General features: G+C 71.5%; 13 protein-coding genes. 8 read left to right on the top strand and 5 right to left on the bottom strand.

The features are described 5' to 3' along the window. Positions 1-210: 210 nt before the first annotated feature. Positions 211-1,647, bottom strand: coding sequence for a nitrate/nitrite transporter (locus ABWV20_RS10485; RefSeq protein WP_353355097.1), 1,437 nt, complete (start codon positions 1,645-1,647; stop codon positions 211-213). 155 nt (positions 1,648-1,802) lie between these two features. On the opposite strand from ABWV20_RS10485, the gene ABWV20_RS10480 reads away from it, so the two are divergent. Beyond that, positions 1,803-2,615 (top strand): alpha/beta fold hydrolase, encoded by an 813-nt coding sequence (locus ABWV20_RS10480; protein WP_353355096.1) that lies wholly within the window; start codon positions 1,803-1,805, stop codon positions 2,613-2,615. A gap of 2 nt (positions 2,616-2,617) precedes the next feature. On the opposite strand, the gene ABWV20_RS10475 is transcribed toward ABWV20_RS10480, so the two are convergent. Together ABWV20_RS10475 and ABWV20_RS10470 are read right to left on the bottom strand one after the other, a co-directional pair. Next, positions 2,618-3,355 carry a LuxR C-terminal-related transcriptional regulator gene (locus ABWV20_RS10475; RefSeq protein WP_353355095.1) on the bottom strand — a complete coding sequence of 246 codons (738 nt, stop codon included), beginning with the start codon at positions 3,353-3,355 and terminating at the stop codon, positions 2,618-2,620. Then, positions 3,352-4,764 carry an ATP-binding protein gene (locus ABWV20_RS10470; protein WP_353355094.1) on the bottom strand — a complete coding sequence of 471 codons (1,413 nt, stop codon included), beginning with the start codon at positions 4,762-4,764 and terminating at the stop codon, positions 3,352-3,354. The genes ABWV20_RS10475 and ABWV20_RS10470 overlap by 4 nt, the downstream gene beginning before the upstream one ends. A 124-nt stretch (positions 4,765-4,888) precedes the next feature. Between ABWV20_RS10470 and ABWV20_RS10465 the strand changes: the two genes are divergently transcribed. The 3 genes from ABWV20_RS10465 to ABWV20_RS10455 all read left to right on the top strand — a co-directional run bounded on the left by ABWV20_RS10465 (position 4,889) and on the right by ABWV20_RS10455 (position 8,936). Beyond that, entirely contained in the window at positions 4,889-6,238 is a 1,350-nt protein-coding gene (locus ABWV20_RS10465) for a PspC domain-containing protein (RefSeq protein WP_353355093.1), read from the top strand. After that, on the top strand, positions 6,235-6,771 hold the full coding sequence (locus ABWV20_RS10460) for a hypothetical protein (protein WP_353355092.1): 537 nt from the start codon (positions 6,235-6,237) through the stop codon (positions 6,769-6,771). Before ABWV20_RS10465 ends, ABWV20_RS10460 begins: the two co-directional genes overlap by 4 nt. A 200-nt stretch (positions 6,772-6,971) precedes the next feature. Continuing rightward, positions 6,972-8,936 carry a M13 family metallopeptidase gene (locus ABWV20_RS10455; RefSeq protein WP_353355091.1) on the top strand — a complete coding sequence of 655 codons (1,965 nt, stop codon included), beginning with the start codon at positions 6,972-6,974 and terminating at the stop codon, positions 8,934-8,936. A gap of 29 nt (positions 8,937-8,965) precedes the next feature. Here ABWV20_RS10455 and ABWV20_RS10450 read toward each other — a convergent pair whose 3' ends face one another. Both ABWV20_RS10450 and ABWV20_RS10445 read right to left on the bottom strand, forming a co-directional pair. Further along, the gene (locus ABWV20_RS10450) at positions 8,966-9,445 is read right to left on the bottom strand and encodes a GNAT family N-acetyltransferase (RefSeq protein WP_353355090.1); all 480 of its coding nucleotides are present in this window, start codon (positions 9,443-9,445) and stop codon (positions 8,966-8,968) included. After that, positions 9,442-9,885, bottom strand: coding sequence for an SRPBCC family protein (locus tag ABWV20_RS10445; protein WP_353355089.1), 444 nt, complete (start codon positions 9,883-9,885; stop codon positions 9,442-9,444). The genes ABWV20_RS10450 and ABWV20_RS10445 overlap by 4 nt, the downstream gene beginning before the upstream one ends. Before the next feature lie 220 nt (positions 9,886-10,105). On the opposite strand from ABWV20_RS10445, the gene ABWV20_RS10440 reads away from it, so the two are divergent. The 4 genes from ABWV20_RS10440 (at position 10,106) to ABWV20_RS10425 (ending at position 13,536) form a co-directional block, all read left to right on the top strand. Continuing rightward, the gene (locus ABWV20_RS10440) at positions 10,106-11,215 is read left to right on the top strand and encodes a CapA family protein (protein WP_353355088.1); all 1,110 of its coding nucleotides are present in this window, start codon (positions 10,106-10,108) and stop codon (positions 11,213-11,215) included. Positions 11,216-11,338: 123 nt separating this feature from the next. Beyond that, positions 11,339-11,944, top strand: a complete 606-nt coding sequence (locus tag ABWV20_RS10435; RefSeq protein ID WP_353355087.1) for a dihydrofolate reductase family protein — start codon at positions 11,339-11,341, stop codon at positions 11,942-11,944. A 39-nt stretch (positions 11,945-11,983) separates the two neighbouring features. Further along, positions 11,984-12,307 (top strand): YciI family protein, encoded by a 324-nt coding sequence (locus tag ABWV20_RS10430; protein ID WP_353355086.1) that lies wholly within the window; start codon positions 11,984-11,986, stop codon positions 12,305-12,307. Next, positions 12,304-13,536, top strand: a complete 1,233-nt coding sequence (locus tag ABWV20_RS10425) for an RNA polymerase sigma factor (RefSeq protein ID WP_353355085.1) — start codon at positions 12,304-12,306, stop codon at positions 13,534-13,536. The genes ABWV20_RS10430 and ABWV20_RS10425 overlap by 4 nt, the downstream gene beginning before the upstream one ends. The last annotated feature ends 186 nt before the right edge of the window (positions 13,537-13,722 follow it).

The following is a 13,722-nucleotide window of genomic DNA, read 5'->3' as shown; positions in this document are numbered from 1 at the left end:
ACGAGGACGGGCCCGAGCCCCTGTGGATGGCCGGGCCACTCGACCGAGAGGGAGCAGGTCCCCCGTCCACTCGAGTGGCCCCGGTGTCCACACCCCCGTCCGCTCGAGTGGCCCCCGTGTCCACACCGCCCGGTCGCGCGGCACCCGGCCCGGCACCCGGGGAGGCCTGGGCGGGGACCGGGCCCAGCGGCATACGGGATGGTGGGCGCGTCATCGGTAGCGCACCTTCGTCACGGCCGCGGCGACGACGTAGAAGACGGTGAACGCGACGAACGCCGCGGTCGCCGACTGCGCAGGCCCTTGATAGGAAGCCCGCAGGGCGAGGTTGATGAGCACGCCCCCGAGGGCGCCGATCGCCCCGGCGATCCCGATGAGCGCTCCGGACATCGCCCGCGACCACGCGGCTCGCTCGATGTCGGGCCCTACGACGGAACGCGACTTCGCCTCGAAGAGAACGGGGATCATCTTGTAGACCGAGCCGTTGCCCACGCCGGACAACACGAAGAGCAGCACGAACCCGCCGATGATGCCGGCGAGCTGCCCCGGCGTGGCGGCACCAGCGGTGGCGTCGTCGGCCCGCGCCGCGACGGTCACGACGAGCCCGGCTGCCGCCATGCCGACGAAGGTCCACAGGGTCACGACGGCCCCGCCGCGTCGGTCGGCCAACCGGCCGCCCCACACCCTGCTGATGGAGCCGAGGAGCGGGCCGGCGAAGGCGATCTGCGCGGCCGAGAGGCTTGCTGCCGCGGACTGCGCGGGCGTCGGGGCGGCGCCACCGGTGACCCCGGCGAGGAACGTCTGGTTGAGCACCTGCCCGAACGCGAAACCGAAGCCGATGAACGAGCCGAACGTGCCGATGTAGAGCAGGGAGATGACCCACGCGTCGGCGTGCCGCAGCACCTCGAGCATGGCCCGCGGGTTGGCGGTCTGGTGGTCGAGGTTGTCCATGAACAGGCCGGCGCCGACGCTGACGACCGCGAGCAGCACGAGGTAGGTCGCGCACACCAGCTCAGGACGACGGTTGCCCAGGGCAGCGATGACGAGGAGGCCGACGACCTGGACCGCTGGGACGCCGATGTTGCCGCCGCCCGCGTTGAGCCCGAGCGCCCAGCCCTTCATCCGCTGGGGATAGAAGGCGTTGATGTTCGTCATCGACGAGGCGAAGTTGCCGCCCCCGAGGCCTGCCAGCGCAGCCACCGCGAGGAACGTCCCCAGCGAGTGGCCCGGGTTGGCCATCAACCACCACGTGAGCACGGTCGGGACGAGGAGGGCGATGCCACTGACGATGGCCCAGTTGCGGCCACCGAAGTAGGCCGTCGCCATGGTGTAGGGGACCCGGAGCACGGCGCCCACGAGGGTCGGGACTGCGACGAGGACGAACTTGTCGGCGGGCGTGAAGCCGTAGACCGCCTGCGGCATGAACAGCACCATGACCGACCAGACCGACCAGATCGAGAAGCCGACGTGCTCGGTCGCGACGGACCAGATGAGGTTGCGTCGGGCGATGCGGGAGTTGCCCGCCTCCCAGGCGGTGGTGTCCTCGGGGTCCCAGTCGCGGATGACGCGCTGGCGTGGTGCGGTCAGGCGGCGGAACCTGCTCGGCGCCTCGGTCGTGAGACCGGTGCTGCGGAGGGTGGTGGTGCTCACGGCGACTCCTCGAGAGACGGGGGACCTGCGTGTCGCACACGCTAGGAACGGCGTGTTGCGCCGGGTCGCCCCCGTGTGAAACGCCCGTTACATCGGTCTCACGTGGCTCTCGACGCCCTGTGAGGTCGCCGCCCGCGGTGGATAGGGTCGCCTCCATGGCGCTCAACACGCTCTCGGTCGGCACAGCCGGCCCGCGGATCGCATTCCTGCACGGACTCTTCGGGCAGGGGCGCAACTGGAACCAGATCGCCAAGGCCCTCGCCGGCCCCGAGGGCACGGGCGCGCGGTGCCTCCTCGTCGACCTGCCGGACCACGGCCGGTCCCCGTGGTCCGAGGAGTTCTCGTTCGAGTCCTACGCCGATGCGGTTGCCCAGACCCTCGAGGAGACCGCGCCCGGGGAATCGTGGACGGTGGTCGGCCACTCGCTCGGAGGCAAGACCGCCATGGTGCTCGCCCTGCAGCACCCCGACCTCGTCGACCACCTCGTCGTCGTGGACATCGCGCCGAAGGACTACGGGTCGCTCGAACGGTTCCAGGGCTACATCGACGAGATGCGTGCGCTGCCGCTGGACGGGATCGAGAGCCGGGCCGATGCCGAGGCGCGCTTCCAGGAGTCGAACCCCGGCGTCAAGGCCTTCCTCCTGCAGAATCTCCGCGCCGACCGGTCCGAGGCGGGGACCCGCTGGCGCTGGCAGGTGAACCTCGACCTCTTCGCCGAGGACGCAGCGCTCGGCCACGAGTCCCGGATCGCCGGATGGCCGACGTCCGTGGACGACCTGCCGCCCTATGAAGGGCCGGTCCTGTGGATCGCCGGCGGCGACTCGCCCTACATCGACCGCGAGGACAGCGAGACGATGCGTCGCTACTTCCCCCTGACGCGGCAGTTCACCATCAAGGGCGCCGCGCACTGGGTCCACACCGACGCCCCGGACATCATCGTCGAGGCGCTGCGTCGGGTCCTCGCCTGACGTCAGAGCAGCCGGCGCCCCATCGCCCAGGCGGTCAGCTCGTGCCGCGAGCTGAGCTGGAGCTTGCGCAGGACCGAGCTGACGTGGGTCTCGACCGTCTTGACCGAGATGAACAGCTCCTTGGCGACTTCCTTGTACTGGTAGCCCCGCGCGATGAGACGCATGACCTCCCGCTCCCGAGCGGACAGCCGGTCGAGCTCCTCGTCGATCTCGGCCACCTCGCCGGCGGCCGCGCCGAAGGCGTCCAGCACGAACCCGGCCAGGCGGGGGCTGAAGACAGCGTCCCCGTCAGCGACGCGACCGATCGCGGTGAGCAGCTCGTCGGCGTTGATCGTCTTGGTGACGTAGCCGCGGGCGCCGGCTCGGATGACGGCGATGACGTCCTCGGCGGCGTCGGACACCGACAGTGCGAGGAACCGGACGGGCTGGCCCGCCTCGGTCTGCACGCCCGCGCAGGCCCGGATCACGTCCGCGCCACCGTGGCCGTCTCCGCCGGGGATGTGGACGTCGAGCAGCACGACGTCGGGCCTGGTCTCCTTGATCACCGCGGTGGCCGACTCCACGGCGCCTGCCTCACCGACGATCTCGAGGCTGTAAGCGGGTGCCTGGGCGCGAGGTCCCGAGGCGCCCCCGCCCGACCGGTTGATGCCCCTGGCGCTCATCAGCTCGGCGCGAACTCCGGTGCGGAACATGTGGTGGTCGTCGACGAGGACGATGCGGATGGTGCGCGGCTGAGTCATGCCTTCTCTTCCTGCGGCTCGTCAGCCCGGCTCGGGGCGGTGTCGGCCTGCTCGGGGGTGGGTTGTGCTGGGCCGGGCTCGGTGACCGGTAGCCGGAGCTCGATCTCGGTGCCGTCGGCGCGCCGGCGGATGGCTGCCGTGCCGCCGTGCCGCTCCATCCGACCGATGATCGACTCCCGCACCCCGGCGCGGTCGTCGGGCACGTCGTCGAGGGTGAAGCCGGCGCCGTGGTCGCGCACGAAGGCCTCGACCGCCGTCGGGCCCACCTCGACATAGGCGGTCACGGGGGGCTCGGCATGGCGCACGGCGTTCCAGGCGGCCTCGCGAACCGCCTTGACGAGGGCGTCGAGGTGCTCGTCCATGGTCCGGTCGCCGGTGACGACGAGCTCGACGGGGACCCCGTGCAGGTCCTCGATCTCGTCGAGGGCTGCGGTCAGCGCCGCACCGAGCGTGCCGGCGCGGGCGTCCTCGTCGTAGAGGTAGGACCGGAGCTGGCGCTCCTGCGCGCGGGCGAGGCGCGCGACGATCGCGGGATCGGAGGCGCGGCGCTGGATCAGCGCGAGGGTCTGCAGGACGGAGTCGTGCAGGTGCGCGGCGATGTCGGCGCGTTCAGTGGCGCGGATGCGCGCGGCCTGCTCCTCCCGGAGGTTGCTCCAGAGCCGGAGGACCCACGGCGCCGCGAGGACCGCGACGCCGACGAGCGCCGCGAGCACGGCCCCCGCCACCTGCCAGATCTCGCCGACATCGGTCTGCCCGACGAGGAGACCGACGAGGCCGAGGGTCGTCAGGCTGAGCCCGACGACGAGCCAGATCCACTGCACCGGTCGGCGGGACCCGATGGGGTCGGCGTCGTCGAGCTGGGACCAGAAGAAGACGGCGCCGATGACGATGACGACGACGGGCAGGAGGACCTGGGGCTCGATGCCGATTCCGGCGCTGCCCAGCCAGAGGGCCGCGGCGATGGCGAGGGCGAGGACGCCGAGGAGGGTGACGACGACCGCCTCGTTGCCGCTCCGCAGCCACGTCTTGAGGGCCTTCATTGTGGGTGGCCGGTCTCCGGGCACCGCGGCGGGGCCGGCGGCTCCGCCCGGCCCCGCCGCGCCCTGAGCCGCAGCCGGTGCGGCGGTCTGGGCGGGGTCGGTGGGCGACGGCGCGGGCAGCAGCGTGCCCTCGCGCATGGTGGCCCAGAGGAAGACGTAGACGGCGAGCCCGGCGCCGAAGGGGATCGCGGTGACGAGGAACATGATCCGGACGGCCTTGACCGGCACGCCGAGGTGCGCCGCGAGTCCTGCCGAGACACCCCCGATGACCCGGCCGCTCGTCGGTCGCACGAGGGGCGGCCGGGGCGCCGGCGTGCGCAGCACCGGAGGGTGCTGCAGCGGCGCGCTCGGCTGCGTTCTCGTCGTCACCAGTCCATCCTCACCCACCGAGGGGCCCGGTGCGACCATCCGCGGCGTCTTTGAGGGGTCCTTCAGGGTTGGGTCAGGGTCGACCCGCATGGCTGGTCCCGTCACCGAGGGAGAGAGTTGAGGCATGAAGCACCAGACCGACCCCACCCCGCGGGCCCACGGCCTCGACGGTCTCTATGACGCCCTGCGTCGCCTGGGTATCGCCCGCGCCTCGGACGGCCGGTGGTTCGCCGGCGTGGCCGCCGGCGTCGCCCGTCGGCTCGGCGTCGACCCCCTCGTGATCCGGGCCGCGCTCATCCTCCTCGGACTCCTCTTCGGCGTCGGTCTGGCCGTCTACTTCGTGTTGTGGCTGATCCTGCCGGACGAGCGCGGTCGCATCTCGCTCGAGCAGGCGCTGAAGTACGGCGAGGGCCACTCGATCTTCCTGCTCATCGTCACCGCGATCGTCGTCGTCGGCGGCGGGCCCTGGTTCGGCCAGGAGCGCGGTGGCGGGATCCGGTTCTTCGGCTTCCTCGCCCTCGCCGTGGGCACCTGGTGGTTCCTCACCCGCACCGACTCGGGCCGGGACATGTGGCGCTCCGTGCGGACGTCCTGGGCTCCGCAGCCGAGCTCGGGCCAGGGCGGGGACACGGCGTCCCCCTCCGCCGGTGCGTCCGCAGGCACCAGCGGATCGCCCCTTGCCTCCCCGACCTCCTCGGGGGGTGTGGCCGTCGGGATGTCCACGGGCAACGCAGCGGCCCACGCAGGCGCCACCAGCTGGCCACCGCCGTCGGCGCACCCCAGCATCCCGGTGACCGTGGCCGTGCCGACACCGCGCGGCGAACGGACCAGGGGGGTCGGCTTCGCCGGTGGGCTGCTCATCCTCGGCGCTTCGATCCTCGCCGCGGTGGGCGTCGCCTCAGCGGCTGACCGCTTGTCCTGGCAGGGCAGCCACCTTGCCGTCGGCATCGCAGCCGGACTCACCGTCCTCGGAGTGGGGATCGTCATGGCCGGCATCGCCGGACGTCGGGCCGGCTGGCTGGCTCCCTTCGCGCTGGTCGCGATGGTGGCATCCCTCTTCGCCACGGTCATGCCGCACGGTCTGACGCAGCCGTTCTCGGTGGGCGAGCGCCGGCACGAGCCGACGGCTCTCGTGGAGGGGCAGTCCTACCAGCTCGGCGCCGGCCGGCTGGACCTCGACCTGACCAGAGCCGACCTCTCGGGCCCGGGGGTCGAGCAGGTCCGCGCGACCGTCGGGCTGGGCGAGCTCAACCTCGTCGTCCCGGAGGACGTCCGGGTCACGGTGAACGCCAGCGGCCGCGCCGGCGAGATCCTCGCGGAGGGCAGCAACGAGGGTGGCGCCCGGACGAGTCGCGGCGGAACCGCGCTCGAGGAGACCTTCACCTTCGGCCCGGTGGGCGCCGAAGACGCGATCGTCATCGACGCAGAGGTGGGACTAGGGGAGATCACGATCCGGACGGGAGCAGGGCAGTGAACGCCAACGAGCACGACCGCACCGACCGCACCGAGCCCGTCGACACGCCGATCGTTGGCGGCATGGACGCGCCGAGTGACGAGTCGGCGGACACTCAGCACATCGAGCACGGCGCCACCGAGCGCATCGAGACCACAGGAACGGCCATGACCCAGCAAGATCCGACCACCCAGGCGGCCGCGCCCTTCAAGGTCGAGCCGGCGACCCCGGTCCCGGACGACGTCGTGCGCGACGACGCGGCGGCAGCGTCGCTGCCTCACCTGGAGACGCCCCCACCTGCTCCCACGGCACCTCACTGGTCGCGGCCACCGGCGCGCGGACTGGTCACCGTCCGACGGGGCCCGTTGCCGGTCACCATCATGCTCGGCCTGCTCAGCCTCATCGTCGCCGGCTACGTCATGGTGACCAACCTCGCCGGCGCGCAGCTCGACATGCGCGTGATGGGCCCGATGGTGTTCGGCTCCTTCGGTGGGCTGTTGCTCCTCGTCGGCCTGATCGGTGTCATCGCGGGCGGCCGCCGCGGTCCCGACTGAGCCGCCGACTCCGACCCCGCAACGAGGGCGTATGCCGCTGAGCTCGCTCCCGACGTCAGGTGACCTCGGCAGCCCGGCGGGGTCGCGCGGGACCGTGGGACCGGGGAGGTCACGCTTGGCCCGCCGCCGGCCCAGCGGCATACGGTAGGGGAGTCCGCAGGCGGGCACCGACCCAGCCTCGATCCGACGAAGGAGACCCAGTGACCCCGCGCTCGGGCATCGACCTGGCCAGCCTCGACCACTCGGTCCGGCCGCAGGACAACCTCTTCCGGTTCGTCAACGGCACCTGGCTGGACACGACGGAGATCCCTGCGGACCGCGCGCGTTTCGGCAGCTTCGACCTGCTTCGGGAGCAGTCGACGGCCCGCGTGCACGAGCTCATCGAGGAGGCCGCAGCCGACCAGGGCGCTGGGACCGGCACCCCCACGCGGCAGGTGGGCGACCTGTTCACGAGCTTCATGGACACCGACCGCGTCGAGGAGCTGGGCCTGACACCGCTGCTCCCGTTCCTGGGCGAGGTGGCCGGCATCGACTCCACCGAGGCCCTCGCCGCGGCTCTGGGACGGCTGCACCGCGTCGGGGTGACGGGGGTGCTCGCGCTCGACGTCAGCCCGGACCAGCGCTCGCCCGAGGACTACGCCGTCTATCTCGAGCAGGCAGGCCTGGGGCTGCCGGATGAGTCCTACTACCGCGACGAGGGCTACGCAGACATCCGCGCCGCCTATGTCGCACACGTCGAGCGACTCCTGGGGCTGGCGGGGGTTCCCGAGGCGGCGGAGAAGGCCGCGCAGGTCATGGCGCTGGAGACCCGGCTCGCCGGCCACCACTGGGACACGGTGGCGAGCCGTGACGCCGTCAGGACCTACAACGCCTTCACCCTGGCAGAGGCGGAGGCGCTGGCGCCGGAGTTTCCTTGGCATGCATGGTTGTCCGCGATGCAGGCACCCGAGGGCGCCGTGCCGAAGGTCGTCGTGCGACAGCCGAGCTTCGTGACCGGTCTGGGTGCGCTGCTCGGCGAGGTCTCGATGGCCGACTGGCAGGCGTGGCTCACCTTCCACGTCATCAGCACCTTCGCGTCCCTGCTGCCGCGAGCCCTCGTCGACGAGGACTTCGACTTCTACGGCCGCACGCTCTCCGGCCAGCCCGAGAACAAGGAGCGGTGGAAGCGCGGAGTCGCCGCGGTCGAGGGCGCCGTCGGCGAGGCGGTCGGACAGCTCTATGCGGAGCGGTGGTTCCCGCCCGCCGCCAAGGAGCGCATGGAGCACCTCGTCGGCAACCTCGTCGAGGCGTTCCGACAGTCGTTCACCTCCCTCGACTGGATGGGCGAGGAGACCCGCAAGGAGGCTCTCGACAAGCTCGAGCGCTTCGTCGCCAAGATCGGCTACCCGGAGGTGTGGCGCGACTACTCCTCCATCGAGATCGACCCCGCTGACCTGGTGGGGAACGTCTGCCGCGCCACGGAGTTCGAGGTGGACCGCAACTTCGCCAAGCTGGGCAAGGAGATCGACCGCACCGAGTGGTTCATGCTCCCCCAGACGGTCAACGCCTACTACATGCCGTCGATGAACGAGATCGTCTTCCCGGCAGCGATCCTCCAGCCGCCGTTCTTCGACCTCGAGGCCGACGACGCCGTGAACTACGGGGCGATCGGCGCGGTCATCGGCCATGAGATCGGGCACGGCTTCGACGACCAGGGCTCGCGCTACGACGGCAGCGGCGCCCTCCGGGACTGGTGGACCGAGGCGGACCGGGAGCGGTTCGACGCCCTGGCACAGCGACTCATCGAGCAGTTCAGCGCCTACACCCCCGAGGGGCTCGACCCGAGGCACAAGGTCAACGGCGCCCTGACGGTCGGCGAGAACATCGGCGACCTCGGCGGTCTGCAGATCGGCTACCGCGCCTACCGGATCGCGACGGAGGAGTCCGGAATGCCGGAGCTCGACGGCTTCACCGGCTCGCAGCGGTTCTTCGTCGGCTGGGCGCAGGTGTGGAAGGGCAAGGCCCGCGAAGCAGAGGCGATCCGGCTGCTCGCGGTGGATCCGCACTCGCCACTCGACGTGCGCGGCAACGCCGTGCGCAACCTCTCGGAGTTCCACCAGGCCTTCGGCGTCGAGCCGGGGGACGGGATGTGGCTGCCCGAGGACGAGCGGGTCCGCATCTTCTGACCGTCACCGTCCCCGATGCGGGCCGGGGCTCAGAGGACCAGCTTGAAGCCCACGTGGGACCTGACGAAGCCGAGCCGCTCGTAGAACCGGTGGGCATCGCTCCGCGAGGCATCTGAGGTGAGCTGCACCAGGTCGGCCCCGAGCCGTCGGGACTCGTCCAGGGCCCACTCGATGAGCTGCGTCCCGAGCCCGGAGCCGCGCTCGGTGGACCGGATCCGCACCGCCTCGATGATCGAGCGGGTCGTCCCCCGGCGCGAGAGGCCGGGGATGACGCTCAGCTGGAGCGTGCCGACGACGCGGCCCTCGCGCTCGGCCACGACCAGGTGCTGTCCCGGGTCGGCCGTGACCCGAGCGAACGCCGCCTCGTAGAGCGCGACGTCCTGGGGGCTCTCGCGGGTCCGGCCCAGGGGGTCGTCGGCCAGCAGCTCGACGATCGCCGGGACGTCGACCTCGGTGGCGGGCCGGATGACGAGGCCGGCCCCCGCGCCCGGACCAGCGGCGGCGGTCACGCCGACTCGGCGACCTGCTTGAGCTGGCGCAGACCCTTCTCGAAGTCCGGTCCGATCATCTTCTCCATCGAGTAGACCTTGCTCATGAGCCGCATGACGAAGTTCTGCGGTCCGCTCATCCGGAACTCGACGTCCGTGCCCGAGGCGGCAGGCGTCAGTGTGAGGTCGACGCGGTTGTGCGCCACCATCGGCGCGCTGAAGACCAGGTCGATGCCGACGTGCCGCGGCTCGACCTCGACGAGCTCCATGCGTCCGGAGCCGGCCTTGCTGTTGCCACGCCAGGCGTAGCTCGCCCCGACGCCCGATTCGGGGCCTTCGTACTTCCGCTCGAGGTGAGGGTCGAGCCCCTCCCACGGCGACCACTTCCGCCATTCGCGCAGGTCCGTGATGAAGGGGAGGATCCGCTCGGGCGGCGCCGCGATGGTGGTCGATCGGCTCACACTGAACTCCTTGGCCATGGGCCGATCCTGTCATGGGCCGAGCCTCGACGGCGCGTGCGACGCCGAGCTCCGGAAGAACAGCTGGCGGTCAGGACCGCCCGGCTCGAGAAGCCCTGAGCGTTGACGAAGCTCGCGACCGTCGGCCGGTCGTCCACGACCTCGAACTGCCCTCGTCCCGTGGTGCCGTTCAGGGTCCGAAGTCCTTCACTATCCTTGACGGATGGGCGGGACGGTTCGCCTGCTGCTCGGCGGTGACGTCATGACCGGACGCGGGATCGACCAGCTGCTGGCCCGGCCGGTCCGACCGAGGCTCACCGAGCGACATGTCGTCGATGCGCGGGACTACGTCGCGCTCGCCGAGCGCCGCAGTGGTCCGATCCCGCGTCCAGTGCCGCCCGAGTACCCCTGGGGCGACGTCCTCGAGCTCATCGCCGAGGTCCCGACCGCGGTGCGGCTGATGAACCTGGAGACGAGCGTCACCCACTCCGAGGAACGAGAGCGCCACAAGACGGTGCTCTATCGCATGTCGCCGGACAACCTGGCCGTGCTCGAGGTGGCAGGGGTGGACGTGTGGGGACTGGCCAACAACCACGTCCTCGACCACGGCCGGACAGGTCTGCTCGACACCGTGGACGCTCTCGGCTCGGCCGGCCTGACGACCGCTGGAGCGGGGGCGACCGAGGCGGCAGCGTGGGCACCGGCCGCTGTCGCGGTGCAGGGAGGGGCGCACCGCGTCGTCACCCTGTGCATCGCACACCCGTCGAGCGGGGTTCCGCGCCACTGGCGGGCCCGCCCGTCCCGCCCCGGGGTCGCCCTGGTGGAAGGGCTGGGCCGGTCGGCCGCGGACCGCGTCACCGACCGGTTGGCCGCCACGAGTGGTGCCGGCGACGTTCGTGTCGTCTCGATCCACTGGGGCACGAACTGGGGCCACGACGTCCCCGAGGAGCAGCGGACGTTCGCCCGGCGCCTCCTCGCCGGTGGCGTGCACGTCGTCGTCGGGCACTCCTCCCACCACCCGAGGCCGGTCGAGGTCGTCGACGGCGGCTTGGTCCTCTACGGCTGCGGGGACCTGGTCAACGACTACGAGGGGATTCGCGGCTACGAGCAGTTCCGGGGAGAGCTGCGCGTGGTGTACCTCGCGGCGCTCGACGCGACGACCGGCCACCTGCTCGACCTCGAGATCGTCCCCTTCCGCAGTCGTCGGCTGCGTCTCGAGCGGGCTGATGTCAACGACACCCGTTGGCTCGCGGGCACGTTGGCTGCCGCCTGCCGAGCACACGGGACGCGGGTCGAGCCGGCGGGGGACCGTCTGCGGGTCCCGGGGGAGTGACCGTCGACGCCGACGGCTCAAAGCACTGGCCAGGCGAACCGGGCTCGGTGTCCGATGGAGGCATACGAGTTCGTAGCAGAAGTGAGAAGCCGCCCACTGGCGGCGCCCGGAAGGAGGACCGTGATGAAGCTGACCACCACGACGCAGGTCTCCGTGGACGGCGTGATGCAGGGAAACGGCGGGCGGCATCCGGCGCTCGACCCCGGGTTCGAGCGCGGCGGCTGGGCGAGACCGCTGTTCGATGACGAGGCGATGTCGTACGTCAACGAGGTGTACCAGCGCGCCGACGCCTTCCTGTTCGGCCGACGGACCTACGAGCTCTTCGCCGGGTACTGGGGCGTCAGGGACGACCTGGACAACCCCATCGTCGGCGCCTTGAACACCAAGCCGAAGTACGTCGCATCGACCACGCTCACCGAGCCGAGCTGGGCGGGCACGACCGTCCTCGCCGGCGACCTCGGGGCGATGGTCGGCGACCTCAAGGCCCGAGCGACGGGTGAGCTGCAGGTCCATGGCAGCGGAGTGCTCATCCGGTGGCTGCTCGCGAACCATCTCGTCGACGAGATGACCCTGCTCGTCTGCCCCGTGGTCGTCGGCGAGGGCACCCGACTCTTTCCCGAGAGCGGGCCCGACATCGCGCTCGACCTCGTCGAGTCCCGCTCCTTCCCCAAGGGGATCACGCTCCAGGTCTACCGCCCCGCCGGGCGGCCTGAGTACGCCACCGACTGACCCGCCCATGAGGGCTCCAACCACAGGAGACGATCTCAGATGCAGTACCTCTTCTCGGTGATCCACGACCAGACCGACCTCGCCACCCCGGAGGAGATGGCGGCGATCGACACGTTCAACGAGGGGCTCCGGGACGACGGTCACTGGGTCTTCGCCGGCGGCCTGGCGACGCCCGACTCGGCCACCGTCATCGACAACCGGGGCCCCGAGACGGTGGTCACCGACGGGCCCTTCCTGGAGTCGAAGGAGTTCCTCGCGGGCTTCTGGATCATCGAGGCCGCCGACCTCGACGTCGCGCTCCGGCTCGCCACCGCGGGATCGAAGGCCTGCAACCGGAAGATCGAGGTGCGGCCGTTCCTGTGAAGCGGCTCGACGTGCACCAGGCGATCACCCGGGCCCACCACGAGGAGTGGGCGCGGGTGGTCGCCGCCCTGGCCAGGCGGTTCGGGGACCTCGACATCGCCGAGGAAGCAGCGGCGGAGGCGTTCGCGGCCGCCGTCGAGCGGTGGCCCGTCGACGGGGTCCCCCCGAACCCGGGGGGCTGGCTGACGACCACCGCGAACCGGAAGGCGATCGACCGCCTCCGCCGCGAGAGCAAGCGAGGCGACAAGCAGAGGGAGGCCCAGGTGGCGTACGACGGCGACGCGCCCGAGCCGCTCGGCCCGATCGACGACGACCGGCTCCGGCTGATCTTCACCTGCTGCCACCCGGCGCTCGCGATGGAGACCCGCGTCGCGTTGACACTGCGCATGGTCGGCGGCCTCACCGTGCCCGAGATCGCCCGAGCCTTCCTCGTCCGGGAAGCAGCCATGGGTCGGCGGATCACCCGTGCGAAGGCGAAGATCAGAGCGGCTCGCATCCCGTACCGGGTGCCGTCGGCGGAGGACCTCTCGGCGCGCCTCTCCGGTGTGCTCGCGGTCCTCTTCCTCATCTTCAACGAGGGCTACCTCGCGAGCGGCTCCGACAGCGACCCCGTGCGGCCCGACCTGACCGCCGAGGCGATCCGGCTGACCCGCCTGGTCCGCGGCCTCCTGCCGCACGACGGTGAGGTGGCCGGGCTGCTGGCCCTCATGCTCCTCACCGAGGCGCGCCGCACGGCCCGGGTCTCGGCGAACGGCGAGCTGGTTCCGCTCGCCGAGCAGGACCGGGCGTCGTGGGACGTCACCCTCATCGCCGAGGGCCACCGACTGGTCCGCGAGCGGCTCGCCTCAGGGATGGGTCCCGGCCGCTACCAGGTCCTCGCCGCGATCAGCGCGGTGCACACCTCGGTGCCGGACGTGCGCGACACCGACTGGTCGCAGGTCGTCGCGCTCTACGACCAGCTCGTCCGTCTCGACCGCTCGCCGGTCGTGGCGCTGAACCGGGCCGTCGCCGTCGCCGAGCTCGACAGCCCTGACGTTGCCCTCGCAGCCGTGGACCGCCTCGACGAGGCGCTGGCCGGCTATCACGCCTACCACGCAACCCGCGCCGACCTGCTGCGCCGCCTCGGCCGCAGCCAGGAGTCGAGGGTCGCCTACGACCGGGCGATCGAGCTGGCCGGCAACTCCGCGGAGGTCGCCTACCTGACCCGCCGCCGCGACCAGCTGCGCTGAGCGGCGACCCTCGGCGCCGCCTTCGGCCGGGGAAGCCCGCTGGGGGCAAAGGCCCCTTTCGTCCGGAAACGAGCCCAGCGGCATACGGCCGGCGTGGTGGCTTTTCCGCAATCGCCGGACAGGTGGTGGACGCCTCGCTACCTTGAATGGTTATCGCGACTCGTGGTTCGGCCCACCTCCACTGGG

The organism is Intrasporangium sp. DVR, assembly GCF_040365325.1.
Classification (GTDB): Bacteria; Actinomycetota; Actinomycetes; order Actinomycetales; family Dermatophilaceae; genus Intrasporangium.
The sequence above is the reverse complement of the archived record's forward strand: the minus strand, read 5'-3'. Positions and strand labels throughout refer to the sequence as shown.